This is a genomic window from Streptococcus parasanguinis CC87K, from assembly GCF_000507765.1.
GTDB lineage: Bacteria > Bacillota > Bacilli > Lactobacillales > Streptococcaceae > Streptococcus > Streptococcus parasanguinis_J.
The window spans coordinates 226,596-251,148 of the sequence record NZ_KI669401.1; the positions used below are offsets into that span (position 1 = coordinate 226,596).

At 43.1% G+C, this 24,553-nt stretch carries 28 protein-coding genes; 25 read left to right on the forward strand and 3 right to left on the reverse strand.

Translation table 11 applies throughout. From position 1 onward, the window contains the following. Positions 1 to 76: 76 nt before the first annotated feature. From HMPREF1195_RS01100 to HMPREF1195_RS01180, 17 genes are all read left to right on the forward strand, one after another. Positions 77 to 277 (forward strand): F0F1 ATP synthase subunit C, encoded by a 201-nt coding sequence (locus tag HMPREF1195_RS01100; protein WP_003006433.1) that lies wholly within the window; start codon positions 77 to 79, stop codon positions 275 to 277. Between the two features lie 33 nt (positions 278 to 310). Beyond that, the gene (gene atpB / locus HMPREF1195_RS01105; RefSeq protein ID WP_023917700.1) at positions 311 to 1,024 is read left to right on the forward strand and encodes a F0F1 ATP synthase subunit A; all 714 of its coding nucleotides are present in this window, start codon (positions 311 to 313) and stop codon (positions 1,022 to 1,024) included. A gap of 19 nt (positions 1,025 to 1,043) precedes the next feature. Beyond that, positions 1,044 to 1,538 (forward strand): F0F1 ATP synthase subunit B, encoded by a 495-nt coding sequence (gene atpF, locus HMPREF1195_RS01110; RefSeq protein ID WP_004219970.1) that lies wholly within the window; start codon positions 1,044 to 1,046, stop codon positions 1,536 to 1,538. After that, entirely contained in the window at positions 1,538 to 2,074 is a 537-nt protein-coding gene (locus HMPREF1195_RS01115; RefSeq protein ID WP_013903319.1) for a F0F1 ATP synthase subunit delta, read from the forward strand. Before atpF ends, HMPREF1195_RS01115 begins: the two co-directional genes overlap by 1 nt. Positions 2,075 to 2,089: 15 nt before the next feature. Next, entirely contained in the window at positions 2,090 to 3,595 is a 1,506-nt protein-coding gene (atpA, locus tag HMPREF1195_RS01120; RefSeq protein ID WP_009732555.1) for a F0F1 ATP synthase subunit alpha, read from the forward strand. Positions 3,596 to 3,610: 15 nt separating this feature from the next. After that, on the forward strand, positions 3,611 to 4,492 hold the full coding sequence (locus tag HMPREF1195_RS01125) for a F0F1 ATP synthase subunit gamma (RefSeq protein WP_013903320.1): 882 nt from the start codon (positions 3,611 to 3,613) through the stop codon (positions 4,490 to 4,492). Positions 4,493 to 4,577: 85 nt separating this feature from the next. Continuing rightward, positions 4,578 to 5,984, forward strand: coding sequence for a F0F1 ATP synthase subunit beta (gene atpD, locus HMPREF1195_RS01130; RefSeq protein ID WP_013903321.1), 1,407 nt, complete (start codon positions 4,578 to 4,580; stop codon positions 5,982 to 5,984). A gap of 13 nt (positions 5,985 to 5,997) precedes the next feature. Continuing rightward, on the forward strand, positions 5,998 to 6,417 hold the full coding sequence (locus HMPREF1195_RS01135; protein ID WP_003002471.1) for a F0F1 ATP synthase subunit epsilon: 420 nt from the start codon (positions 5,998 to 6,000) through the stop codon (positions 6,415 to 6,417). Between the two features lie 98 nt (positions 6,418 to 6,515). Continuing rightward, complete coding sequence (locus HMPREF1195_RS01140) at positions 6,516 to 6,746, forward strand: DUF1146 family protein (RefSeq protein WP_013903322.1); 231 nt, start codon at positions 6,516 to 6,518, stop codon at positions 6,744 to 6,746. Positions 6,747 to 6,812: 66 nt separating this feature from the next. After that, on the forward strand, positions 6,813 to 8,096 hold the full coding sequence (gene murA, locus HMPREF1195_RS01145; RefSeq protein ID WP_023917703.1) for a UDP-N-acetylglucosamine 1-carboxyvinyltransferase: 1,284 nt from the start codon (positions 6,813 to 6,815) through the stop codon (positions 8,094 to 8,096). Further along, positions 8,086 to 8,274 carry a DNA-directed RNA polymerase subunit beta gene (locus HMPREF1195_RS01150; RefSeq protein WP_003006464.1) on the forward strand — a complete coding sequence of 63 codons (189 nt, stop codon included), beginning with the start codon at positions 8,086 to 8,088 and terminating at the stop codon, positions 8,272 to 8,274. Before murA ends, HMPREF1195_RS01150 begins: the two co-directional genes overlap by 11 nt. 83 nt (positions 8,275 to 8,357) lie before the next feature. Further along, positions 8,358 to 9,197, forward strand: coding sequence for a DNA/RNA non-specific endonuclease (locus HMPREF1195_RS01155; protein WP_023917705.1), 840 nt, complete (start codon positions 8,358 to 8,360; stop codon positions 9,195 to 9,197). An 81-nt stretch (positions 9,198 to 9,278) separates the two neighbouring features. Continuing rightward, positions 9,279 to 10,001, forward strand: coding sequence for a M57 family metalloprotease (locus HMPREF1195_RS01160; protein WP_023917707.1), 723 nt, complete (start codon positions 9,279 to 9,281; stop codon positions 9,999 to 10,001). A 104-nt stretch (positions 10,002 to 10,105) separates the two neighbouring features. Further along, complete coding sequence (locus tag HMPREF1195_RS01165) at positions 10,106 to 12,013, forward strand: ABC-F family ATP-binding cassette domain-containing protein (protein WP_023917708.1); 1,908 nt, start codon at positions 10,106 to 10,108, stop codon at positions 12,011 to 12,013. Then, positions 12,014 to 12,889 (forward strand): XRE/MutR family transcriptional regulator, encoded by an 876-nt coding sequence (locus tag HMPREF1195_RS01170; RefSeq protein ID WP_023917710.1) that lies wholly within the window; start codon positions 12,014 to 12,016, stop codon positions 12,887 to 12,889. Positions 12,890 to 12,910: 21 nt separating this feature from the next. Next, entirely contained in the window at positions 12,911 to 14,089 is a 1,179-nt protein-coding gene (locus HMPREF1195_RS01175; RefSeq protein WP_023917712.1) for an MFS transporter, read from the forward strand. A 108-nt stretch (positions 14,090 to 14,197) separates the two neighbouring features. Beyond that, on the forward strand, positions 14,198 to 15,385 hold the full coding sequence (locus HMPREF1195_RS01180; protein ID WP_023917714.1) for an MFS transporter: 1,188 nt from the start codon (positions 14,198 to 14,200) through the stop codon (positions 15,383 to 15,385). A gap of 23 nt (positions 15,386 to 15,408) precedes the next feature. Here HMPREF1195_RS01180 and HMPREF1195_RS01185 read toward each other — a convergent pair whose 3' ends face one another. From HMPREF1195_RS01185 to murT, 3 genes are read right to left on the reverse strand one after another with little or no spacing between them, the layout of a single operon-like run. Then, positions 15,409 to 15,693: a LapA family protein gene (locus tag HMPREF1195_RS01185; RefSeq protein WP_003017726.1), complete on the reverse strand. Its 285-nt coding sequence runs from the start codon at positions 15,691 to 15,693 to the stop codon at positions 15,409 to 15,411. Positions 15,694 to 15,703: 10 nt separating this feature from the next. Continuing rightward, on the reverse strand, positions 15,704 to 16,492 hold the full coding sequence (gatD, locus tag HMPREF1195_RS01190; protein ID WP_003017742.1) for a lipid II isoglutaminyl synthase subunit GatD: 789 nt from the start codon (positions 16,490 to 16,492) through the stop codon (positions 15,704 to 15,706). Next, a complete protein-coding gene (gene murT / locus HMPREF1195_RS01195) occupies positions 16,492 to 17,835 on the reverse strand; it encodes a lipid II isoglutaminyl synthase subunit MurT (RefSeq protein WP_023917716.1) in 1,344 nt (447 codons plus the stop codon). Before murT ends, gatD begins: the two co-directional genes overlap by 1 nt. Positions 17,836 to 17,938: 103 nt before the next feature. Between murT and cdaA the strand changes: the two genes are divergently transcribed. The 8 genes from cdaA (at position 17,939) to HMPREF1195_RS01230 (ending at position 24,528) form a co-directional block, all read left to right on the forward strand. Then, positions 17,939 to 18,787, forward strand: coding sequence for a diadenylate cyclase CdaA (gene cdaA, locus HMPREF1195_RS01200; protein WP_023917718.1), 849 nt, complete (start codon positions 17,939 to 17,941; stop codon positions 18,785 to 18,787). Then, positions 18,784 to 19,533: a CdaR family protein gene (locus HMPREF1195_RS01205; RefSeq protein WP_023917720.1), complete on the forward strand. Its 750-nt coding sequence runs from the start codon at positions 18,784 to 18,786 to the stop codon at positions 19,531 to 19,533. The genes cdaA and HMPREF1195_RS01205 overlap by 4 nt, the downstream gene beginning before the upstream one ends. Before the next feature lie 22 nt (positions 19,534 to 19,555). Then, positions 19,556 to 20,905 (forward strand): phosphoglucosamine mutase, encoded by a 1,350-nt coding sequence (gene glmM / locus HMPREF1195_RS01210; protein ID WP_023917722.1) that lies wholly within the window; start codon positions 19,556 to 19,558, stop codon positions 20,903 to 20,905. Between the two features lie 47 nt (positions 20,906 to 20,952). Then, positions 20,953 to 22,314 carry an LPXTG cell wall anchor domain-containing protein gene (locus HMPREF1195_RS01215; protein ID WP_023917723.1) on the forward strand — a complete coding sequence of 454 codons (1,362 nt, stop codon included), beginning with the start codon at positions 20,953 to 20,955 and terminating at the stop codon, positions 22,312 to 22,314. 117 nt (positions 22,315 to 22,431) lie between these two features. Beyond that, on the forward strand, positions 22,432 to 22,563 hold the full coding sequence (locus tag HMPREF1195_RS10575) for a DUF4044 domain-containing protein (RefSeq protein WP_003011566.1): 132 nt from the start codon (positions 22,432 to 22,434) through the stop codon (positions 22,561 to 22,563). Positions 22,564 to 22,596: 33 nt separating this feature from the next. Next, positions 22,597 to 23,910 carry a GTPase ObgE gene (obgE, locus tag HMPREF1195_RS01220; protein WP_023917726.1) on the forward strand — a complete coding sequence of 438 codons (1,314 nt, stop codon included), beginning with the start codon at positions 22,597 to 22,599 and terminating at the stop codon, positions 23,908 to 23,910. Positions 23,911 to 23,961: 51 nt separating this feature from the next. Beyond that, a complete protein-coding gene (locus HMPREF1195_RS10915) occupies positions 23,962 to 24,126 on the forward strand; it encodes a hypothetical protein (RefSeq protein ID WP_003006512.1) in 165 nt (54 codons plus the stop codon). Positions 24,127 to 24,144: 18 nt separating this feature from the next. Next, positions 24,145 to 24,528, forward strand: coding sequence for a RidA family protein (locus HMPREF1195_RS01230; protein WP_003006514.1), 384 nt, complete (start codon positions 24,145 to 24,147; stop codon positions 24,526 to 24,528). Positions 24,529 to 24,553 lie beyond the last annotated feature (25 nt).

The window sequence follows — 24,553 nt, forward strand, 5'->3', positions numbered from 1 at the left end:
TTTATAGGAAATATTTGACTATTATATCTTTTAGGAGTAAACTAAGGAAGTAAAATTTATAAAAGGAGAATTCATCATGAATTTAACATTTTTAGGTCTTTGTTTAGCCTGTTTTGGTGTATCACTGGCAGAAGGTTTGATGATGAGTAGCTTATTGAAATCTGCGTCTCGTCAACCAGAAATTATCGGTCAATTGCGTAGCCTCTTGATTCTTGGTGTTGCCTTTGTCGAAGGTACTTTCTTCGTAACCTTGGTTATGGCCTTTATTATCAAATAGACGCTTCTATTTTAGAAAAGGAGGTGTCAAACCTTGGAAGAAAGTATCAATCCAACGATTACTCTTGGACCTGTATCTTTTAATTTGACCCTACTTGCTATGACCCTGATTTCTGTTTTCGCCGTTTTTGGCTTCATTTATTGGGCCAGTCGAAAAATGTCGATCCGACCAAAAGGCAAACAAAATGTGCTGGAATACGCATATGACTTTGTCGTAGGCTTTACAAAAGGAAATATTGGGGAACATTACATAAAGGACTATTCCTTGTTCTTGTTTGTTCTTTTCCTCTTTCTTTTAGTAGCCAATAACATTGGATTGATGGCTAAAATCGAAACGACCAATGGTTACAATTTGTGGACATCACCAACCGCTAACCTGGGTTATGACTTTGCCTTTTCATTTTTGATCACCTTAATCGCCCATGTAGAAGGAATTCGCAGACGTGGTGTGAAGGAATATTTAAAGGCTTTTGTGACACCCGGATTTATGACCCCCATGAATATTTTGGAAGAATTCACGAATTTTGCCTCCTTGGCCCTTCGGATCTTCGGAAATATCTTTGCGGGTGAGGTACTAGCAAGCTTGCTTGTGACTTTGTCGCATCAAGCTGTTTATTGGTATCCATTTGCCTTTATTGGAAGCATGGCGTGGACAGCGTTTTCGATTTTCATTTCATGTATCCAAGCCTATGTGTTTACCATGTTGTCATCAATTTATATTGGTAAGAAAATTAATGGCGAAGAGTAAGTAGAGGAGGAGTAGAAGAATGCATGTATCAATGAGTGAAATTATTGGTAACTTTATTCTCATTGCTGGTTCCTTCCTATTATTAATCTTTTTAATAAAGAAATTTGCATGGAACAATATCAATGGAATTTTAGAAGCGCGTGCCAAAAAGATTACAGATGATATTGATGGAGCAGAATCAGCTCGTCAAAAAGCTGAGGAACTAGCAAGTAAACGTGAAGAAGAGTTGGCAGGTAGCCGCAAAGAAGCTGCGTCTATCGTCGAAAATGCAAAGGAAACTGCAGAAAAGAATAAATCTCAGATCCTTTCAGAAGCCACTCAAGAAGCAGTACGTTTGAAAGAAAAAGCGCAACAAGAAATTGCGCATAACAAAGAAGAAGCATTGAACAGTATCAAAGGTGATGTGGCAGATCTCACTGTCAATCTTGCCAGCAAATTGTTGAGCCAACAGCTGGATGCTGAAGGTCAACGCCAACTGATCGATCGCTATCTTGATGAATTAGGAGAAGCCTAATGGACAAAAAGCAACTGATGGTGATTGAGAAATATACCCAGCCTTTTGTTCAATTGGTCTTTGAAAAAGGAGAACAAGACCTAGTCTTTGAAAAATTGACTCAAATCAAGGGTATTTTTGAAGAGACTGGACTTGCTAACTTCTTAGCTCATATCGGTGTAGAGGATGAAGAGAAAGCAAAAAGTCTAAGACTTTTTCAACCCTCTGATTCACAATTACTCGACCATTTGATTGAAGTGGTTATTCTCAATCATCGTGAAGCCTTATTTTATGACATTGTAACGATTTGTTTGGATCAGATTCAACTGTTGAGCAACGCATTTGTCGTCACTGTTACGACAGTTGCTGGTTTGGATCCTGTTCAAGAGCAAAAGCTAGTACCCATTATCGAAAGAAAATTTGGGATTCAAGTTCGCTCGATCCAACAAAAGATCGATCCAGATTTAATTGGTGGCTTTGTCGTGACAGCCAATCATAAAACGTTGGATACCAGTCTCAAACACCAATTGCAAGTTATAAAATCTAAATTGAAATAGAAAGTGGTGTGAATTTTGGCGATTAACGCACAAGAAATCAGCGCTTTAATTAAGCAACAAATTGAAAATTTCAAGCCAAACTTTGACGTCACTGAGACAGGTGTTGTAACCTACATTGGTGACGGGATTGCCCGCGCTCATGGGCTTGAAAATGCCATGAGTGGTGAGTTGTTAATCTTTGAAAATGGCTCATACGGGATGGCCCAAAACTTAGAAACAACGGATGTCGGAATCATCATCTTGGGTGATTTCACGGATATTCGTGAAGGAGACTCTGTCCGTCGTACAGGTAAAATCATGGAAGTCCCTGCAGGGGATGCCTTGATTGGTCGTGTTGTCAACCCACTTGGCCAACCAGTAGATGGTTTGGGTGAGATTGTGACAGATAAATTCCGTCCAGTTGAAACACCAGCTCCTGGTGTTATGCAACGGAAATCTGTCTCAGAACCCCTACAAACTGGTTTGAAAGCCATTGATGCCCTTGTTCCAATTGGACGCGGTCAACGGGAATTGATCATCGGGGACCGTCAAACAGGGAAAACTTCGATTGCCATCGATACCATTTTGAACCAAAAGGGTCAAGACATGATCTGTATCTATGTGGCGATTGGTCAAAAAGAATCAACAGTTCGTACGCAAGTAGAAACTCTCCGTAAATACGGAGCTATGGATTATACGATTGTGGTAACCGCTTCGGCTTCTCAACCGTCTCCATTGCTTTATTTGGCACCTTATGCTGGGGTTGCCATGGCAGAAGAGTTCATGTATAACGGTAAACATGTTTTGATCGTCTATGATGATTTGTCAAAACAAGCCGTAGCTTACCGTGAATTGTCCCTTCTTCTTCGTCGTCCACCAGGACGTGAAGCCTTCCCAGGGGATGTCTTCTATCTCCACAGCCGTTTGTTGGAACGTTCTGCGAAAGTTTCGGATGAATTGGGTGGGGGTTCTATTACAGCTCTTCCAATCATTGAAACCCAAGCAGGGGACATCTCCGCTTATATCGCAACCAATGTGATTTCGATCACAGACGGACAAATCTTCTTGCAAGATAGTTTGTTTAATGCCGGTATTCGTCCAGCCATTGATGCCGGATCTTCTGTTTCCCGGGTTGGTGGATCTGCTCAAATCAAGGCTATGAAGAAGGTTGCGGGTACCCTTCGTATCGACCTCGCTTCCTACCGTGAATTGGAAGCCTTCACGAAATTTGGTAGTGACTTGGATGCTGCGACTCAAGCGAAATTGAACCGTGGTCGCCGAACAGTTGAAGTCTTGAAACAACCTGTTCATGAACCATTGACGGTTGAAAAACAAGTCGTGATCTTGTATGCCTTGACTCATGGTTTCTTAGATAGTGTTCCAGTAGACGACATTCTTCGTTTCCAAGAAGAGTTGTTTGATTACTTCGAAGCACATTATCATCAAATCTTTGAGACGATTCGTTCGACACATGATCTTCCAGCAGAAGAAGAACTGGATGCAGCCCTTACTGAATTTGTCAACCAGTCAAATTTCAAATAGAAATAGGAGTGGAAGATGGCAGTTTCATTAAATGATATTAAAAATAAAATTGCATCCACAAAAAACACCAGTCAAATCACCAATGCCATGCAGATGGTGTCCGCTGCCAAACTTGGTAAATCTGAGCAGGCAGCCAAGGATTTTCAGGTTTATGCTGCTAAGGTTCGTAAGCTCTTAACAGACTTGCTCCATGGACATGAAACAGAAAATACCAAGTCCCATCCGATGTTGGTGAGTCGCCCGGTAAAAAAGACAGCTTATATCGTGATTACATCCGATCGTGGTTTGGTTGGAGGTTACAATGCCTCCATCCTTAAAACCATGATGGAAATGAAGGCAGAATACCATCCAACTGGAGATGACTTTGAAGTGATCTGTATTGGAAGCGTCGGTGCGGATTTCTTCCGTGCCCGTGGGATTCAGCCGGTTTATGAATTGCGTGGTTTGCCTGATCAGCCTAGCTTTAAGGAAGTTCGCAAGATCATTTCGAAAACAGTCCAAATGTATCAGGAAGGCTTGTTTGATGAGTTGTACGTCTGTTACAACCACCACGTCAACAGTTTGACGAGTCAAATGCGGGTGGAACAAATGCTTCCAATTATTGATTTGGACCCAAATGAAGCGGATGAGGACTATGTATTGAATCTAGAATTGGAATCTAGTCGAGATGCCATTTTGGATCAATTGCTTCCTCAATTTGCTGAAAGCATGATCTATGGTGCCATTATTGATGCTAAAACAGCTGAAAATGCTGCTGGGATGATGGCCATGCAAACTGCAACAGACAATGCCAAGAAAGTCATTGATGAATTAACGATTCAATACAACCGTGCTCGTCAAGCAGCGATTACACAAGAAATTACCGAAATCGTTGCGGGTGCTAGCGCCCTTGAATAGTTGTCGGATACAATTTTAAATACAAAAACAGATGCTTGAAAGAGAACTTTTGAGCAGTAGAAATTACTTAGAATAGGAGAATGACATGAGTTTAGGCAAAATTTCTCAGGTCGTAGGTCCCGTCGTAGACGTTGCCTTTTCCGTTGGAGATAAACTTCCTGAGATCAATAATGCGCTTGTAGTCTATAAAAATGACCAACAAAAATCAAAAGTCGTTCTTGAAGTAGCTTTGGAACTTGGTGATGGGGTCGTACGGACCATCGCCATGGAATCAACCGATGGTTTAACCCGTGGAATGGAAGTCTTGGACACAGGTCGTCCAATCTCTGTTCCTGTCGGAAAAGAAACCTTGGGACGTGTCTTCAATGTTCTTGGAGATACCATTGACTTGGATCAACCTTTTGCTGAGGATGCTCCTCGTGACTCCATCCACAAAAAAGCTCCATCCTTTGACGAGCTCTCTACTTCAGAAGAAATTCTTGAAACAGGGATCAAGGTCATTGACCTCTTAGCCCCTTATTTGAAAGGTGGGAAGGTCGGACTCTTCGGTGGTGCCGGAGTTGGGAAGACTGTCTTGATTCAAGAATTAATCCATAATATTGCCCAAGAACACGGTGGTATTTCTGTATTTACCGGTGTTGGGGAACGGACACGTGAAGGGAATGACCTTTACTGGGAAATGAAAGAATCTGGCGTTATTGAAAAAACAGCCATGGTCTTTGGACAAATGAATGAGCCACCTGGAGCACGGATGCGTGTTGCTTTGACTGGTTTGACCATTGCGGAATACTTCCGTGATGTCGAAGGTCAGGACGTTCTCTTGTTTATCGACAATATCTTCCGTTTCACCCAAGCCGGATCTGAAGTATCAGCCCTTTTGGGACGGATGCCTTCAGCCGTTGGTTACCAACCTACTTTGGCAACTGAAATGGGGCAATTGCAAGAACGGATTACGTCAACCAAGAAAGGTTCTGTTACATCCATCCAAGCCATCTATGTGCCAGCCGATGACTATACAGACCCAGCGCCAGCAACCGCCTTTGCCCACTTGGATTCAACAACCAACTTGGAACGTAAATTGGTACAATTGGGGATCTACCCTGCGGTGGACCCATTGGCATCAAGCTCACGTGCCCTTTCTCCAGAAATCGTAGGAGAAGAACACTATGCAGTAGCATCTGAGGTCAAACGTGTCCTTCAGCGTTACCATGAATTGCAAGATATCATTGCGATCTTGGGGATGGATGAATTGTCTGACGAAGAAAAGACCTTGGTTGCTCGTGCTCGCCGGATCCAATTCTTCTTGTCACAAAACTTCAACGTTGCGGAACAATTTACCGGTCAACCTGGTTCATACGTACCTGTTGCAGAAACTGTTCGTGGTTTTAAAGAAATCTTGGACGGAAAATATGACCATCTTCCTGAAGATGCCTTCCGTGGTGTTGGATCGATCGAAGATGTGATTGCCAAAGCTGAAAAAATGGGATTCTAAGAAGAGGTGAAAGATGAGTCAAATGAACGTCCAAATCGTTACACCGGATGGACTGGTTTATGATCATCATGCCGCATTTGTATCTGTCAAGACAATTGATGGTGAATTAGGGATTTTACCTCATCATATCAATACCATTGCGGTTTTGGCTGTAGACCAAGTAAAGGTTCGTCGTGTCGACGATGACAAACATATTGATTGGATTGCAGTCAATGGGGGGATTATCGAAGTAGCTGATAATGTCATTACCATTGTTGCCGATTCTGCCGAACGTGCTCGAGATATCGACATTAGTCGTGCAGAACGTGCCAAACTGCGAGCTGAAAAAGCGATTGAAGAAGCCAAAGATCAGCATTCGGTTGATATGGAACGTCGTGCTAAAATTGCTCTTCAACGCGCCATTAACCGGATTAATGTCGGAAATCGTTTATAACATATTAAAAAATAAGGTAGAGGTCTTGTCCTCGCCTTATTTTTGTTGAGTGAGAATCAAAAGAAGAAAGTGAGAATCAAATATGGTATAATAGCTGTATGATCCAAATGATTTTTAACTTTTCAAGCCATTTATTGTTTATCTTTTTTGCCTATTACCTATTGTTGAACCTAGTTCAATGGGAAAAGTTTTTAAAAGTAAGTACTGAAAATGCTGTTAAAATCCGTTTTTTGATCTTGATGCTCAGCATTGGAATCGGCTATCTAGCCAGCTCATTTTTTATCAGCGTGTATGAGATGAGTCGGCAGATTTTTATTGGCCAATTCTAGCCACATTTTATCAAAAATATGGTATGATAGAAGTCGTGACTTTAAGAAATTGGAGAACAATCCCGTATGGAAAAAATAATCGTTAATGGTGGAAATAATCGACTAGTTGGAACTGTCAAAATCGAAGGAGCAAAAAACGCTGTCCTTCCGCTTCTTGCTGCAACAGTCCTTGCAAGTGAGGGCGTGACGACCTTAAAAAACGTCCCTGTTTTATCAGATGTCTTCACAATGAACAATGTCGTTCGTGGCTTGAATGCACAAGTGACCTTCAATGAAGAAGAAAATACGGTTGTCGTAGATGCGCAAGAAAAATTATCAGAGGAAGCGCCTTATAAGTATGTGAGCAAGATGCGGGCCTCTATCGTTGTCTTAGGTCCTGTCTTGGCACGCAATGGCCATGCTAAAGTTTCCATGCCTGGAGGCTGTACGATCGGTAGTCGTCCAATAGACCTCCATCTCAAGGGTCTGGAAGCCATGGGGGCTGAAATTACACAAACGGCCGGCTATATTGAAGCGAAAGCAGATCGTCTCAAGGGAGCACATATCTATATGGACTTCCCATCAGTAGGGGCGACACAAAATATTATGATGGCCGCAACCTTGGCTGATGGAGTCACCGTGATTGAAAATGCTGCGCGGGAACCTGAGATTGTCGACCTAGCTCTTTTGCTCAACAAAATGGGAGCTACTGTCAAGGGGGCAGGAACTGAGACCTTAACCATCGTCGGTGTGGAGAGCTTGCACGGGGCAGACCACAATGTTGTACAAGACCGCATCGAAGCTGGAACCTTTATGATTGGGGCAGCCATGACCGGTGGAGATGTCTTGATCGAAGATGCCATTTGGGAACACAATCGTCCGCTGCTGTCTAAGATGCAGGAGATGGGCGTGACGGTAACCGAAGAAGAAAATGGAATTCGGATTCAATCGGATATCAGTAAGCTCCGTCCAGTGACCGTTAAAACTCTTCCGTACCCAGGATTCCCAACTGATATGCAGGCTCAATTTACAGCCTTGATGGCCATGGCTAAAGGTGAGTCCACCATGATTGAAACCGTCTTTGAGAATCGCTTCCAGCACTTAGAAGAGATGCGTCGAATGGGCGTTCACTCAGATATTATGCGGGATACAGCTCGTATCGTAGGTGGTGAAAGTTTCCAAGGTGCAGAGGTTATGTCGACCGATTTGCGCGCGAGTGCAACGCTTGTCTTGATGGGCTTAGTGGCAGAAGGAGAAACAAAGGTCAGCAAATTAAGTCACTTAGATCGTGGTTATTATCAATTCCATGAGAAATTGGTGGCACTTGGTGCAGACGTGAAACGTGTAGAGGAAGAAGACGATGAAAACTAATCTTCGCTATGTTGGAAAACAGCTAGGAATTGTCCTCCTGTTGGCTGTGATTGGAATCATCATTTTTGCAGTTGGTTTGGTCATTGGCTATGGAGTGATTGGAGATGGAAAAAATCCATGGTCCATTCTCTCTCCGGATACTTGGTCAGAGATCATTGGAAAGCTAACAGGCAAATAAGCTTTTAACTAAAATTGAGTAAAAAGGAGAGCAGCGAATCGAGTCAATGACCCATCTAGCGCTGCTCTTTTTTGGAGAGAGATATGGCAAAACAAACAGTAAGCAAACGAACCAAACAAACCCTAGCAGGTTTTGTGGTGGCAACGGCCCTAGCTATTGGGGGCTATTATTTTAATCAACCGGCGGTAAAAGAAGCGACGGATCAGGTTGTTTCGGTGGTAACTAGTAGCCAGCAAGAAACACCTAGTAAAGAGTTAGCTAGCTCTGTACTAACGAAATCTGCCCGTTCACAATTGGGGAATGACTTGGAATGGAATGGTGCTGGAGCCTTTGTAGTTAAGGGGAATCGCACAGATCTGGATGCTAGTGTGGCCAGTCAACCCTATGCCGATAACAAGACAAAAGAAGTGAATGGAAAGACCGTACCGACGGTTGCGAACGCTATTATGACCAAGGCGACTCGCCAGTACAGAGATCGAGATGCAACAGGTAGTGGCCTAACCGATTGGAAACCAGCAGGTTGGCATCAGGTCCATAATCTGTCCGGTGAGTATGACCATGCTGTGGATCGGGGCCATCTATTGGGCTACGCCTTGATCGGTAATCTCAAAGGTTTTGATGCTTCGACTAGCAATCCCAAAAATATCGCTGTGCAAACGGCGTGGTCCAATCAAGCCAATGATCCTCATTCCACTGGTCAAAACTACTACGAGACCCTGTTACGAAAAGCATTGGATAAGAACAAACGGATCCGCTATCGAGTAACCTTGATCTATAACCAGCCAGAAGATTTGATTCCATTAGGTTCTCAGATCGAAGCCAAATCGAGTGATGGAACCCTTGAATTCAATGTCTTTGTTCCCAATGTTCAAAGTGGGATTAGTCTGGATTACCAGACAGGAAAAGTAACCGTTCATCAATAAGCTGGAAAGCGGATGTGCTTAAGCCTTTTTTAAGTATGGTGCGATATAATTGTGTACCTTCTTTAAGAGAAAGGAGAATATATGAGAACCATTTTTCGGTTTTTCAGAGGAATCCTTCGCATGGCTTGGAGTCTTTTTTGGGGATTTTTCTGGACCATTGCCATCAGTTTTCTCGTTCTAGTGGGGATCATCTATTTCACAGATTCTCCTAGTTCTGGTATGGATGGAGTTGGCCGAGCTGCCCAAAAGGTTGTCTATCAAGTCGGCAATTTATTTGGTGATCAGGGTTTTGCATCGCGCTTCGGGATGACACCTAGCTCACAGACCACGCAGACGGACAATCATGAGCATAGTGGCGCTCGCTGGGAAAAAGCGGAAGCTACGGTCTATTTGGATCCCAATATCAATCAAACCTTTATAAAAGCTTATCGGGATGCTATTGAGGCTTGGAACCAAACAGGCGCCTTTACCTTCAAGCTGGTTACAAATGAAAAAGAGGCTAATGTGGTCTTGACGGAAATGGATAACGCATCGGTTTCTGCTGCAGGAGAGACTGCCTCTCAGACCAACCTCTTAACCAACCGCTTCACCCACATCACAGTTCGTCTCAATCGCCATTATCTTTTAAACTATGTCTATAACTATAGTTATGATCGGATTGTCAATACAGCTGAGCATGAGCTAGGCCATGCGATAGGGCTGGACCACACTGATGGAGAATCGGTCATGCAACCGGCTGGTTCCTTTTACAGTATTCAGGATACAGATGTGGAAGCAGTCAGACAATTATACAAGGAAGAATAAGTTTTAAAATACTTTCTAAAAGTTCTGAGCCTCAAGGGGCTCAGGATTTTTTTGATGGCTCGTCTTTCCTTGTTTAATCTGGAAAAAGATAGTAAAATAGGGACATGATTATTTTACAAGCCAACAAAATTGAACGCTCTTTTGCAGGGGAGGTTCTTTTTGATAATATCAGCCTGCAAGTGGATGAACGGGACCGGATTGCCCTGGTTGGAAAGAACGGAGCCGGTAAGTCAACACTCTTAAAAATCTTGGTGGGGGAAGAAGAACCAACTTCAGGTGAAATCAATAAAAAGCGGGATCTTTCTCTCTCCTATCTGGCCCAGGATAGTCGATTTGAGTCGTCCAATACCATCTACGATGAGATGCTCCATGTCTTTGAAGACCTCCGTAAAACGGAGAAAACTTTGCGGCAGATGGAGCTTGAGATGGGTGAAAAAACTGGGGCTGACCTAGAAAAACTCATGCAGGACTATGACCGTCTATCGGAAGAATTCCGTCAGGCAGGTGGCTTCACCTATGAAGCAGATATCCGCGCGATTTTAAACGGCTTCAAGTTCGATGAGTCCATGTGGCAGATGAAGATTGAAGAGCTGTCTGGTGGGCAAAATACCCGTCTAGCTCTGGCCAAGATGCTCTTAGAAAAACCAAATCTCTTGGTACTGGACGAGCCAACCAACCACTTGGATATTGAGACCATCGCCTGGTTGGAAAATTACTTGGTTAATTATAGCGGAGCTCTTCTCATTGTCAGCCACGACCGGTATTTCCTAGACAAGGTCGCCACCATTACACTGGACTTGACCAAGCATTCCTTGGATCGCTATGTCGGCAATTACTCCAGCTTTGTCGAGCAAAAAGAACAAAAATTGCTGACCGAAGCCAAAAACTACGAGAAGCAACAAAAAGAAATAGCAGCTCTGGAAGACTTTGTTAATCGCAATTTGGTGCGGGCTTCGACTACCAAGCGGGCTCAGTCTCGGCGTAAGCAGTTGGAAAAAATGGAGCGTCTAGACAAGCCGGAAGCTGGGACCAAGTCTGCCCATATGACCTTCCATTCCGATAAGACATCTGGAAATGTCGTCCTGACAGTAGAAGAGGCAGCCGTCGGCTATGACGATCAAATCCTCTCAGAGCCTATTAATTTGGATATCCGCAAGATGAATGCAGTCGCCATTGTGGGACCAAATGGGATCGGGAAATCTACTCTTATCAAGTCCATCGTCGGGCAGATTCCTTTTATCAAGGGTGAAGCTCGTTTTGGAGCCAATGTCGAGGTGGGCTACTATGACCAGACCCAAAGTAAACTAACGCCTCACAACAGTGTCTTGGATGAGCTCTGGAATGATTTTAAACTGACGCCAGAAGTGGAAATTCGCAATCGCCTGGGAGCCTTTCTTTTCTCTGGGGATGATGTCAAGAAAACCGTCGGCATGCTGTCGGGTGGAGAGCGGGCCCGCTTGCTTCTAGCTAAGCTGTCCATGGAAAATAACAATTTTTTGATTCTCGACGAGCCGACCAACCACTTGGACATCGATAGCAAGGAAGTGCTAGAAAATGCCTTGATTGATTTTGACGGCACCCTGCTCTTTGTCAGCCACGACCGTTACTTTATCAATCGGGTGGCCACACAAGTTTTGGAACTGTCAGAAGAGGGCTCAACTCTTTACCTAGGCGACTATGACTATTATCTGGAGAAAAAAGCTGAGTTAGAAGCCCTTGCTGCAGCGCAAGCAGAAGCTATGCCTGTTTCTTCGACCGAAGAAGTCACCAGCAATGATTATCACTTGCAGAAACAAAACCAGAAGGAACTCCGTAAAATCACCCGTCGCATTGAGCAATTGGAAGCAGAGATGGAAGAGCTGGATCAAAAAATCCAAGCCATCACCGAAACCATGCATAGCACCAACGATGCAGCTGACTTGGTACAACTCCAGAGCGAGCTGGACCAACTAACTGTCCAGCAGGAAGCGGTTATGGAAGAGTGGGCAGAACTGTCAGAGCAGGTGGAATAGATGGAAGATCTTGGAAAAGTTTTTCGTGAATTTCGAATCAGTAAGAATTACTCGTTAAAAGAAGCTGCAGGAGAGGCCTGCTCGACCTCCCAATTATCCCGTTTTGAATTGGGGGAGTCGGATTTGGCTGCTTCGCGCTTCTTTGACATTTTGGACAATATCCATGTGACGATTGAGAATTTTATGGATAAGGCCAGAAATTTTCAACACCATGAGCATGTCGCTTTGATGGCTCAGATTATTCCGCTTTACTACTCAAATGATATTGCAGGTTTTCAAAAGCTTCAAGAAGAGGAACTTGAAAAAGCCAAACATTCCACCAATCCTCTCTATTTTGAGCTGAACTGGATCCTGCTACAAGGCCTGATTTGCCAGAGAGATGCTAGTTATACCATGAAGCAGCGTGATCTAAACAAGGTGGCGGATTACCTCTTTCAAACGGAAGAGTGGACCATGTATGAATTGATCCTCTTTGGCAATCTCTACAGCTTTTATGAGGTGGACTATGTCACACGGCTTGGGAGAGAAGTGATGGAGCGTGAAGATTTCTACAAAGAAATTGGTCGCCATCGAAAACTGGTCTTGATTCTGGCTCTGAATTGCTACCAACATTGTTTAGAACACTGTTCTTTTGAAAACGCCAGCTATTTTGAAGCCTATGTAGAAAAGATTATCGGGAAGAGCATCAAGCTCTACGAACGCAATGTCTTTCATTATCTTAAGGGATTTTCTCTGTATCAGAAGGGGCAAACTGAAGAAGGCCGGCAGCAAATGCAGGAAGCCATGCATATTTTTGACGTGCTAGGACTGCCGGAGCAGGTGGCCTATTATCAAGAACACTTTTATAAATTTGTAAAAAATGAATGTTCTAAATAGGACAGTGATAAAGGAGATTTTATGAACCGACATGCGGTCCAATTAATTAGTCGTGGAGCTATTAACAAAATTGGAAATATGCTCTATGACTATGGAAATAGTGTCTGGCTGGCTTCGATGGGGACTATAGGAAAGACGGTATTAGGGATCTATCAAATTTCTGAGTTAGTGACAGGGATTCTCGTGAATCCTTTTGGAGGAGTGATTTCAGACCGTTTTTCTCGTCGCAAGATTTTGATGACGACCGACCTGGTTTGTGGACTCCTTTGTTTGGCGATTTCTTTTATCACAAATGATAGCTTGATGATTGCGGCTCTTATTTTTGCCAATATTGTTCAGGCCATTGCCTTTGGTTTTTCTCGACCTGCCAATAAAGCCATTATTACCGAGGTAGTAGAGAAAGACGAGATTGTGACCTATAACGCCCACTTGGAGTTAGTCTTACAGGTTGTTAGTGTCTGTTCACCTGTTTTTTCTTTCCTAGTTCTACAATTTGCCAGTCTTCATATGACCCTCTTATTAGATGCACTGACCTTTTTCATTGCTTTTGTCCTAGTGGCTTTCCTTCCGAAAGAAGAAGCTAAGGTTCAAGAGAGGAAACAGTTTACCGGGAAAGATATTTTTTCTGATATCAAGGATGGGTTAGACTATATCTGGCATCAGAAAGAGATTTTCTTTCTCTTATTAGTGGCTTCTAGCGTCAATTTCTTTTTTGCGGCTTTTGAGTTTTTACTTCCCTTCTCGAATCGTCTATACGGGGTTAAAGGAGCTTATGCGACTATTTTAACGCTGGGAGCTATTGGATCTATTCTAGGAGCGCTTGTTGCTAATAAAATGAAATCAAGTATGAAAATTCTCCTGTTTTTACTGATCATGGCAGGGGTCGGAGTGTTCATAATGGGCTTGCCCCTTCCGCCTTATCTTTCCTTTTCAGGAAATCTGGTCTGTGAATTCTTTGTGACCATTTTCGACATCCACGTTTTTACCCAAGTACAAACCAAGGTGGAAGATGATTATCTGGGGAGAGTCTTGAGCACAATTTATACCTTGGCTGTTCTCTTTATGCCCATCGCCAAAGGGTTGATGACTTGGTTGCCAAGCGTCCGTATGGAAACATTTCTCTTGATTGGAGCTGGGATTATTCTCTTTTCACTCTTGGCTCAGCTAGTAGCTAAGCAGCTTCAATCAAAAGAACAGTAGGGATCCTTTGATAAATTTGTAAACCATTATTTTTCCCAAATAGGGGACAAAATGAAAACCTCTTTCATGAACTGATACAATAGTTTCAGAAAATGAAGGAGGTTTTTTATGAATCGACATGCTATCCAGCTGATTGCTCGTGGGGCAATCAATAGAATGGGGAATATGCTCTATGATTACGGGAATAGTGTCTGGCTGGCCTCGATGGGGACTATAGGAAAGACGGTATTAGGGATTTATCAGATTTCTGAACTTGTCACCTCCATTCTAGTCAATCCATTTGGTGGCGTGATCTCAGACCGGTTTTCCCGTCGCAAGATTTTGATGACGACCGACTTGGTTTGTGGTCTCCTTTGTTTAGCGATTTCGTTTATCAGGAATGATCGTTGGATGATTGCGGCCTTGATTTTTGCCAATATTGTCCAGGCCATTGCCTTCGCTTTTTCTCGTACGGCCAATAAAGCCATTATCACAGAAGTTGTAGACAAGGACGAGATTGTGACCTATAATGCCCGCTTGGAGTTGATCTTACAAGTGGTCGGTGTTAGTTCTCCTGTGTTCTCTTTCCTTGTTTTACAATTTGCCAGTCTCCATGCAACCCTCTTACTGGATGCACTGACCTTTTTCATCGCCTTTGTTCTGGTCGCTTTCCTTCCGAAAGAAGAAGCCAAAGTTCAAGAGAAGAAAAAATTTACAGGAAAAGATATTTTTTCTGATATTAAGGATGGGTTACACTACATCTGGCATCAAAAAGAAATTTTCTTTCTCTTATTAGTAGCTTCCAGCGTCAATTTCTTTTTTGCAGCTTTTGAATTTTTACTTCCCTTTTCCAATCGCCTTTACGGGGTCAAAGGAGCCTATGCGACCATCTTAACCTTGGGCGCTATCGGCTCTATCATCGGAGCCTTGATCGCCAATAAATTTAAATCAAGCATGGAGATGCTTCTCTTCTTATTGATTTTAACAGGAGTAGGAGTCTTCATGATGGGCTTGCCCCTTCCGCATCTTCTTTCCTTTTCTGGAAATTTAGTTTGTGAACTCTTTATGACGATTTTTAATATCCACTTTTTTACCCAAGTGCAAACCAAGGTGGAAGGAGACTATCTGGGCAGGGTCTTAAGCACGATTTTTACCCTAGCCATTCTCTTTATGCCGGTAGCTAAAGGTTTGATGACCTGGTTACCAAGTGTTCGAGTAGAATCCTTTCTCCTGATAGGAGCTGGCGTCATTCTCTTTTCACTCCTAGCTCAAGTAGTCGCCAAGAAATTACAAGCAAAAGAAGGTACATCAGCATGAAAAAAGCACCGATCGGTGCTTTTTTAGTTGTTTTCTTTTTCTTCTGTCTTGATTTCTTTCTTTTCTTCTTCCAGTTGCTTTTGAGTGCTCTTGAGTTCTTTTTTTAGGGAGAAGCCCTTTGAAAAATTAACCAAGGTCATGACGAATGCACCCAAGAGGACACAGAGCAAGATCAGAATGATCAAGGGCAATTTAAATTGGACCAAGAGGAAATTTACGGTAACCGATTGCATGTTTGCAAGGGAAATACCAGCAATCAATAAAATTAAAAGTAATAAAGCAATGTAGTGTAGATTATTTTTGTTCATCATTATCTCCTTATTGTTCAGCAGGGGCCTTACTTTTCACATCAGCGTATTCTTCCGCTTTTTCTAGACTTAAAATATCATCATAAGTCGCTAAGACGATATCTTGTCCATATTTATTCTTTAGAGCTGTTGTCACCAAGCGATAGGCCAAATTGGCATTTCGGGACAAGATAGGACCGTGGAAGTAGCTGCCAAAGACGTTCTTGTAATGAACTCCTTCGCATCCATCTTCTTTGTTGTTCCCATTTCCATAGACGACCTTACCCAGCGGTTTTTCATCCTCAGCCAAGAAGGTCCGACCTTGGTGGTTCTCAAAACCATAGTAGGTCTCGTTGAACTCTTCATTATGGATTTTGATGTCGCCAATGTAGCGATTATTTTCTTGGTTGAGGGTATAGTGTCCCATAATACCAAGTCCCTCAATGCGCTTGCCAGAAGCTTCAATGTAGTATTGGCCTAGAAGTTGAAAGCCACCACAGATAGCCAGGACCACACCATCTTCATCAATGAAGCGTTCGATGTCTTCTTTTTTATCTGGTAGATCCTCGGATACAATAGTCTGTTCGTAGTCTTGGCCTCCACCGAAAAAGGCGATATCGTAGGCGTCTGGATCAAAGCGGTCTTTAAGAGAAACGATGTCCACCGTTACGCGAGCACCAAGCTTCTCCGCAACGTACTTGAGCATGAGGATATTCCCATTGTCCCCATAGGTATTCATTAAGTTGCCATAGAGATGGGCAATGCGCAGGCTGTAGGGATACTGTGCCTGATCAGAAGATTCTAGGGAAGTATAAGTCATTAGTGCATCTCCTTTTCAATCAGGTGTTCTTGGGCCAAAAGTTCACGGAATTCTAGCATGGCTGTATAGGTAGCTAAAATGTAAGCGTGAGGGGTTTCCTGTTGCTGGATGCGTTGGAAAACCTCTTTTAATTCAGCCATTTCTGTGATCTTTTCTGCAGGATAGCCAGTGACCCGAAGTCGCCGAGCAATCTCAGAGTGGCGCACCCCGCCAGCGTTGATCTCTGGAATGTCCATCTGAGTGATTTGCTCGAAGTCGGCATCCCAAATCCAGCTGGTATCAATCCCATCTGCATAATTCGCATTGAGGAGAACCGACAAGCTAAAGGGATAAGGGGCTAGTTTGATCATTTCAATGGCTTGGGTCGCACCAACCGGATTTTTAATCAGGACTAGGGTACATTCCTTATCCCCAATCTTAAAGGTTTCCTGGCGACCAAAGACAGCGCGACTGCGATCAAATCCTTGCTTAATCACTTCAGGTTGAACCCCAAAGAATCCAGCAACGGAAACAGCTGCTAAGGCATTATAGATGTTGTAGAGACCACCGATATTGATGTGGTAATCTTGCCCTTGGATCCGGAATTGGGAAGAGCGCTGGGTTAATGAGAGGAGATCCGATACGGCATAAGTCAGAGAAGGCCTGTGGAAACCACAGTGCTCACAGATATAATCCCCAAGATTAGCATAGGTATTGAGCTTGTACTGGAGGATGTTGTGGCAATGCGGACAGAGGATTCCTTCCGTATTGTAATGGGCTAGTTGTGGCTCTGATTTGTCAGTATCAAATCCATAATATTGGATCGGATTGGATAAGGTCTGACTATTAAAGAGCGGACTATCACCATTTAACAAGACTGTTGCAGTTGGGACCTTGTGAATAGCATCCAAAATCATTTGGTAGGTCGTATAGATCTCTCCATAGCGGTCCATCTGGTCCCGGAAAATATTAGTGACCACAAAAAGGCTGGGCTTAATATAATCACAAATCCGAGAGAGGCTGGCCTCGTCAATTTCAAGTACCGCAATCGGTCGATTTGCTTTCGAATGCTTAGCACGTAAGAAGGTCGTTGTAATCCCAGAGATCATATTGGCCCCACTTGGATTGGTCAAAATAGGTCCAAAAGCTTCTTGGAGAATACCTACTGTTAGCGCAGTGGTCAGGGTTTTTCCATTTGTCCCTGTAATCACAACAATCTCATAGTTTTTTGCCAGTTGACTGAGAATATCTTTATCAAATTTGAGGGCTACTTTACCTGGTAGGGTTGATCCCCGCCCCATCTTTTCTAGAATAGAGCCGGAAAGCTTTCCTGCCAGAAGGCCCAAGGTTGTATTTATCTTCATAAATCATATTTTATCATAAAAAGCATCAGAAGGTTACAGAAAAATCTGTTGAAACGTGTTATAATAAGATGATGTCTTTTAGAGAAGTGGTAGGTATGAGAATATGAATATTCAACAGTTTTCAAATCCACAATTTTGGACCAGTTTGTTCCCAAATTGGTGGAGTGTTATTATCAATATCATCGATATTGCCCTGGTGGCTTGGTTGCTGTATTTTTTGATCAAGGCCATCGTCGGGACCAAGATCATGATTTTGGTGCGTGGAGTTATTATCTTTTTCTTGGCTCAATTTTTAGCCAATTTTTTGGGTTTAACGACTATTTCTTGGCTGATCAATCAAGTGATTACCTATGGGGTTATCGCGCTGGTTGTGATTTTCTCCCCTGAAATTCGGATTGGCTTAGAGCGTTTAGGTCGGGCGACAGAATTTTTTACGACGAGTGAAGTCAGTCAGGAAGAGAAAATGGTACAGGCCTATGTCAAGGCAGTGGCTTATATGAGCCCACGTAAGATTGGTGCCTTGGTAGCTATTCAAGGGGCCAGAACCCTTCAGGAATACATTTCCACAGGGATTCCACTAGATGCGGAAATTTCAGGAGAATTGCTGATTAATATCTTCATTCCTAATACTCCTTTGCACGATGGAGCGGTCATTGTCCGCAATGATAAAATTGCCGTTTCTTGTGCCTACCTGCCCTTGACGGAAAATACCGGAATTTCAAAAGAGTTCGGAACGCGTCACCGCGCAGCCATTGGTTTGTCTGAAGTTTCGGATGCCTTTACCTTTGTGGTATCAGAAGAAACGGGCGGGATCTCTATGACCTATAATGGAACCTTCCGACACGATTTAACTTTAGAAGAGTTCGAGGCAGAATTGAGATCCTTCTTGGTTCCTGAAGAGAATAAAACGAGTAGTTGGAAAGAGCGTCTATTTGGGAGGGTGACAAAATGAGATCGAAAAAAGAATTTCTTTATGTTTTTGCCTCCGTCTTATTGTCCTTTATCTTGTTTATTAATGCGTCATCCTTTAATTTTCAAAATAATAGCAGCGCTAGACAAGTAAGTTCAGAGACCTACACCAATACCTTGACCAATATTCCGATTGATGCCAAGTACAATGACAAGACATACTTTGTCAGTGGGTTAACATCGGAAGTAACAGTCTTTCTAAAGGGTTCAAACCGGGTCGCTCTAGCAAGCGAAATGCAGCCGGGAACTCGGAAGTTTCGCGTGGTAGCGGATCTTCGTAAGGCCAAGGAAGGTACCGTTGAAGTGCCGTTGATTGTGGAAGATCTTCCGGCTGGTTTGACCGCAACCGTAGAGCCTCAGAAAGTTTCTGTAAAAATCGGGAAGAAAGCGAAAAAATCGTTTGCGGTCAGGGCTACGATCCCGGACAATCAAATTGTGGATGGAATAACGGTTTCGGATATTTCTCTTGAAACCACCAAGGTAGAAGTGACCAGCGATCAAGAAACCTTGAGTCGCATTGATCATGTCCAAGCGGTCTTCCCATCCAGTGAGATCATTAGTGGAAATTATAGCGGAACTATTTCCTTAAATGCAGTAGATGCCCAAGGAAATGTTCTACCAGGTTTGGTCAAGCCGAGTGAAACACGGATTCAAGTGACCACAAAGAGTAGCTCGTCTACGTCAAGCTCAAGCAGCTCGTCGTCGACCTCCTCCAGTTCAAGTAATTAGAAAGTAAAAAAGGTAATGAAGAATGGGTAAATATTTTGGGACGGACGGTGTCCGTGGAGAAGCAAATGTAGAATTAACGCCAGAATTGGCTTTTAAACTAGGCCGTTTCGGTGGCTATGTGTTGAGCCAACATGAAGAAGAAACACCCTTGGTATTTGTTGGACGTGATACGCGTATTTCTGGTGAAATGTTAGAGCATGCCTTAATTGCTGGCCTCTTATCTGTTGGAATTCGCGTCTACAAGTTGGGTGTGATTGCAACGCCAGGTGTTGCTTATCTAGTTCGTACGGAAAAAGCCAGTGCCGGAGTTATGATTTCTGCTAGCCACAATCCAGCCTTGGACAATGGCATCAAATTCTTTGGTGGTGATGGCTTCAAATTGGATGATGATCGCGAACTTGAAATTGAAGCCTTGCTTGATGCTGCTGAAGATACCCTTCCACGTCCAAGTGCCCAAGGTTTAGGAACGGTCATGGAATATCCAGAAGGCTTGCGTAAGTATCAAGAATTCCTTGTATCGACAGGTGTCCAACTCGAGGGCATGCACGTAGTCTTAGATACAGCAAATGGTGCAGCCTCTACTAGTGCCCGTCAAATCTTTGCAGATCTGGGAGCTCAATTGACCGTCATCGGTGAAAACCCAGATGGTTTGAACATCAATGATGGGGTTGGTTCTACTCACCCAGAGCATTTGCAAGAGAAAGTCAAAGAAGTAGGCGCAGCGATTGGTCTAGCCTTTGACGGAGACAGCGATCGCTTGATTGCAGTGGATGAAAATGGAGAGATCGTTGACGGGGATAAGATCATGTACATCATCGGTTCTTATCTTTCAAGCAAAGGCTTGCTCGAAAAAAATACGATCGTCACAACCGTCATGTCCAATCTCGGCTTCCACAAGGCATTAGATGCGAAGGGAATTCAAAAAGAAATCACAGCTGTTGGAGATCGTTATGTGGTCGAAGAGATGCGCAAGTCTGGTTACAACCTTGGTGGTGAACAATCCGGTCACGTCGTCATCATGGATTACAACACGACTGGTGATGGTCAATTAACAGGAGTTCAATTGACTAAAATCATGCAAGAAACCGGCAAGAAATTATCTGAATTGGCTGCTGAAGTAACCATTTATCCACAAAAACTCGTCAATATCCGGGTTGAAAATAGCATGAAAGATAAGGCGATGGAAGTACCTGCTATTCGTGAAATCATTGAAAAAATGGAAGCGGAGATGGCAGGAAATGGACGTATTTTGGTACGTCCAAGTGGAACTGAACCCCTCCTTCGAGTGATGGCAGAAGCACCAACCCATGAAGAAGTGGACTACTATGTAGATACCATTGCTGCAGTTGTTCAAGCAGAAATCGGACTTTAACCTTGTAAAAAACATGGCTCGCAAATAGGCGAGCAGAGGAGGTATATATGAAACAGGTTCGTCAAATTGTATGGGCACTTGCCTTAGTGCTAACGATTCTATTCACAGCTGGTTTGACTAAAACAATACATGCTGCAGAAGTCTCATCATATACACAGACAGCACGTCTAACGAAAGACGGTAACACGCTAACAAATGGGAGCAAGGTGTTGACAAATGAAAAATTGTCAGCAAGTATTTATTTAGCCTTTCCAGATTCGCAAACTATTCAAGCTGGTGATACCTTAACTCTTAGTTTGCCAAAAGAATTAGCCCTCTACACAGCACTGGAATTCAATGTTCTTGAGGAAGGTCAATCAAATGGTCAGACGGTGGGGAAAGCTGTCGTTGATACAGCTAAGAAAACAGTGACCGTTACCTTTAATGATTATTTCGCATCTCATCCACTCAACAAACGAGTTGCTCTTCATTTTGATGTAAAAGTAGACTCAGAAGTAGTTACAAAAACTTCTCCAATCCAGTTTAAACTAGGAAATACAGATTTTTCATTTAATTATGAAAAAACAGCTGGAGAAGCTGGAGACTATGAGATGAAATACGGTTACCAAGATAAGTCTGATCCAACCATTATCAAATGGCGGATTCTCTTAAATGCTCGCCAAGATATGCTTCGTGGAATGGTCATTAAAGACCAATTCGGAGATGGCTTAACATTGGTTGAAGGGAGCTTACGCGCTGTTCGTTATGCTCCTGTAGAAGGTGGGATTAAGAACGAAGCTCAGATATTAAGTCTCCCAGTTCTGGATAACTTTACTAAAAAAGCTGTTTTCAATAAGAATGCAGATGGAAAGATCACTGGTTTTACAATTGAATTTGGTGATAATTACAATTGGCCAATGTATATTGAATATTCTACAAAAGTGGCACCTGGAACGAAAGTCGGTGATGTTGTCCATAATACATTAACATGGACAGCAACCAATTTCCCAGCACCGCGTAGTTTAACCCGTGAATTGAGATTGGAATCAGGAACCGGAGAGGGATTAGGTGAGAAAGAACAAACACCACCGACACCTAGCTCAACCTCCTCATCAAGTTCTAGTTCTTCATCAAGCTCTAGTTCTTCATCAAGCTCTAGTTCTTCATCAAGCTCTAGTTCTTCATCAAGCTCTAGTTCTTCATCAAGCTCATCATCTTCAACGAGTTCCAGTTCTACATCGAACTCAACATCCACATCAAGTTCTTCATTGAAATCATCTTCATCTTCTGTTAAAGAAGAAGCCCCAAAACCTGGTAAGAAAAAAGTTCTTCCAAGTACAGGTGAAAAGATGACACCGGTAGTTCTTGTCATGGGTGTCTTCCTAGCAATTCTATCGGTTGGTATTTTACGTGTAAGAAAAGATTCTTAATATGATCAATGAAAGATCAGACTTCTGTCTGGTCTTTTTGTGTAGGCTCGATTTGAAAAATCCCCTATTTCGTGGTAAAATAGGGCTAATGAATTTATAGTAATCGAGGTATTAGAAGTGGCTTTTGGAGATAACGGAAAACGTAAAAAAACACCATTTGAAATGATCACGATGGTGGTCATTGTGATTATGTTGATTGTAACGGTTGGTGCAATATTTGCAACCGCAATTGGTGCTCTTTCTTACTAAGACGCACACAGAAATAAAGGAAATCATCTATTTATGAGTATGTTTTTAGATACAGCCAAGATTAAGGTCAAGGCTGGAAATGGCGGCGATGGCATGGTGGCTTTTCGTCGCGAAAAATATGTCCCTAATGGCGGACCTTGGGGTGGTGATGGAGGTCGTGGTGGCAATGTCATCTTCGTAGTAGACGAAGGCTTGCGTACCTTGATGGACTTCCGTTATAACAGGCATTTCAAAGCCCAAAATGGGGAAAAAGGAATGACCAAAGGGATGCACGGACGGGGAGCAGAAGATCTCTATGTACGAGTCCCTCAAGGAACGACAGTCCGAGATGCTGAGACTGGCAAGGTCATTACGGACCTAGTCGAGAATGGACAAGAGTACATTGTTGCCCACGGTGGCCGTGGCGGACGTGGAAACATTCGTTTTGCTACTCCTAAAAATCCAGCTCCAGAGATTTCTGAGAACGGGGAACCTGGTCAGGAACGCGAACTTGAATTAGAGCTCAAGGTCTTGGCAGACGTTGGTTTGGTTGGCTTCCCATCAGTAGGGAAATCAACTCTTCTTAGTGTCATCACTTCAGCCAAACCAAAGATTGGAGCTTATCATTTCACAACCATCGTTCCAAACTTGGGCATGGTTCGGACACCGTCAGGTGAATCCTTTGCAGTCGCGGACCTTCCTGGATTGATCGAAGGGGCTAGCCAAGGTGTCGGACTCGGAACCCAGTTCCTTCGTCACATCGAGCGCACCCGTGTTATCTTGCATGTTATTGATATGTCAGCCAGTGAAGGACGTGACCCTTATGAAGACTATGTTCAAATCAATAAAGAGCTTGAAACCTATAATCTTCGTTTGATGGAGCGACCTCAGATTATCGTGGCAAATAAGATGGATATGCCAGAAAGCCAGGAAAATTTGAAAGAGTTCAAGAAGAAATTGGCAGCCAATTACGATGAGTTTGATGAACTGCCACAGATCTTCCCGATCTCTAGTTTGGCGCATCAAGGTTTGGACAACTTGTTAGAAGCAACAGCAGAATTGTTAGACAAAACGCCAGAATTCCTCTTGTATTCAGAAGACGAAATGGCCCAAGAAGAAGTCTACTATGGCTTTGATGAAGACCAGCCAGCCTTTGACATCAGTCGGGATGACGATGCCGCTTGGGTCTTGTCTGGTGAAAAACTTGAAAAACTCTTTAATATGACGAATTTCGATCGGGATGAAGCGGTCATGAAATTTGCTCGTCAATTGCGTGGCATGGGTGTTGATGAAGCTCTCCGTGCGCGTGGGGCAAAAGATGGCGATATCGTCCGGATCGGTAAATTTGAATTTGAGTTTGTAGATTAGGATAGATCCCCAGCGGATCAAGGATTCCAAATAAGAAGTGAGGCTTTTTCAGTGGGAGATAAACCAATATCTTTTCGAGATGAAAATGGAAATTTTGTTTCAGCAGCCGATGTTTGGAATGCTGAAAAACTTGAAGAACTCTTTAATACGTTAAACCCTAAGCGCAAGTTGCGCTTACAAAGGGAAAAATTAGCAAAAGAAAACCAGCAGAAGTAAATAGACTTGGAGAATACTATGGCAAAAACAATTCATACAGATAAAGCACCTGCAGCAATTGGACCTTATGTTCAAGGGAAAATCGTAGGGAATCTTCTCTTTGCAAGTGGACAAGTTCCCTTGTCACCTGAAACAGGTGAAATCATTGGAGAAACCATCCAAGAACAAACAGAGCAAGTCTTAAAGAACATTGGGGCTATTTTGGAAGAGGCTGGGACAGACTTTGACCACGTGGTGAAAACCACTTGTTTCTTAAGTGATATGAATGACTTTGTACCTTTTAATGAGGTCTATAAAACAGTCTTTACTACAGAGTTTCCAGCTCGATCTGCTGTTGAAGTAGCACGCCTGCCACGTGATGTGAAGGTTGAAATTGAAGTTATTGCGGAAATCAAAGCCTAATAACCATTCAAAGACAAAAAGACAG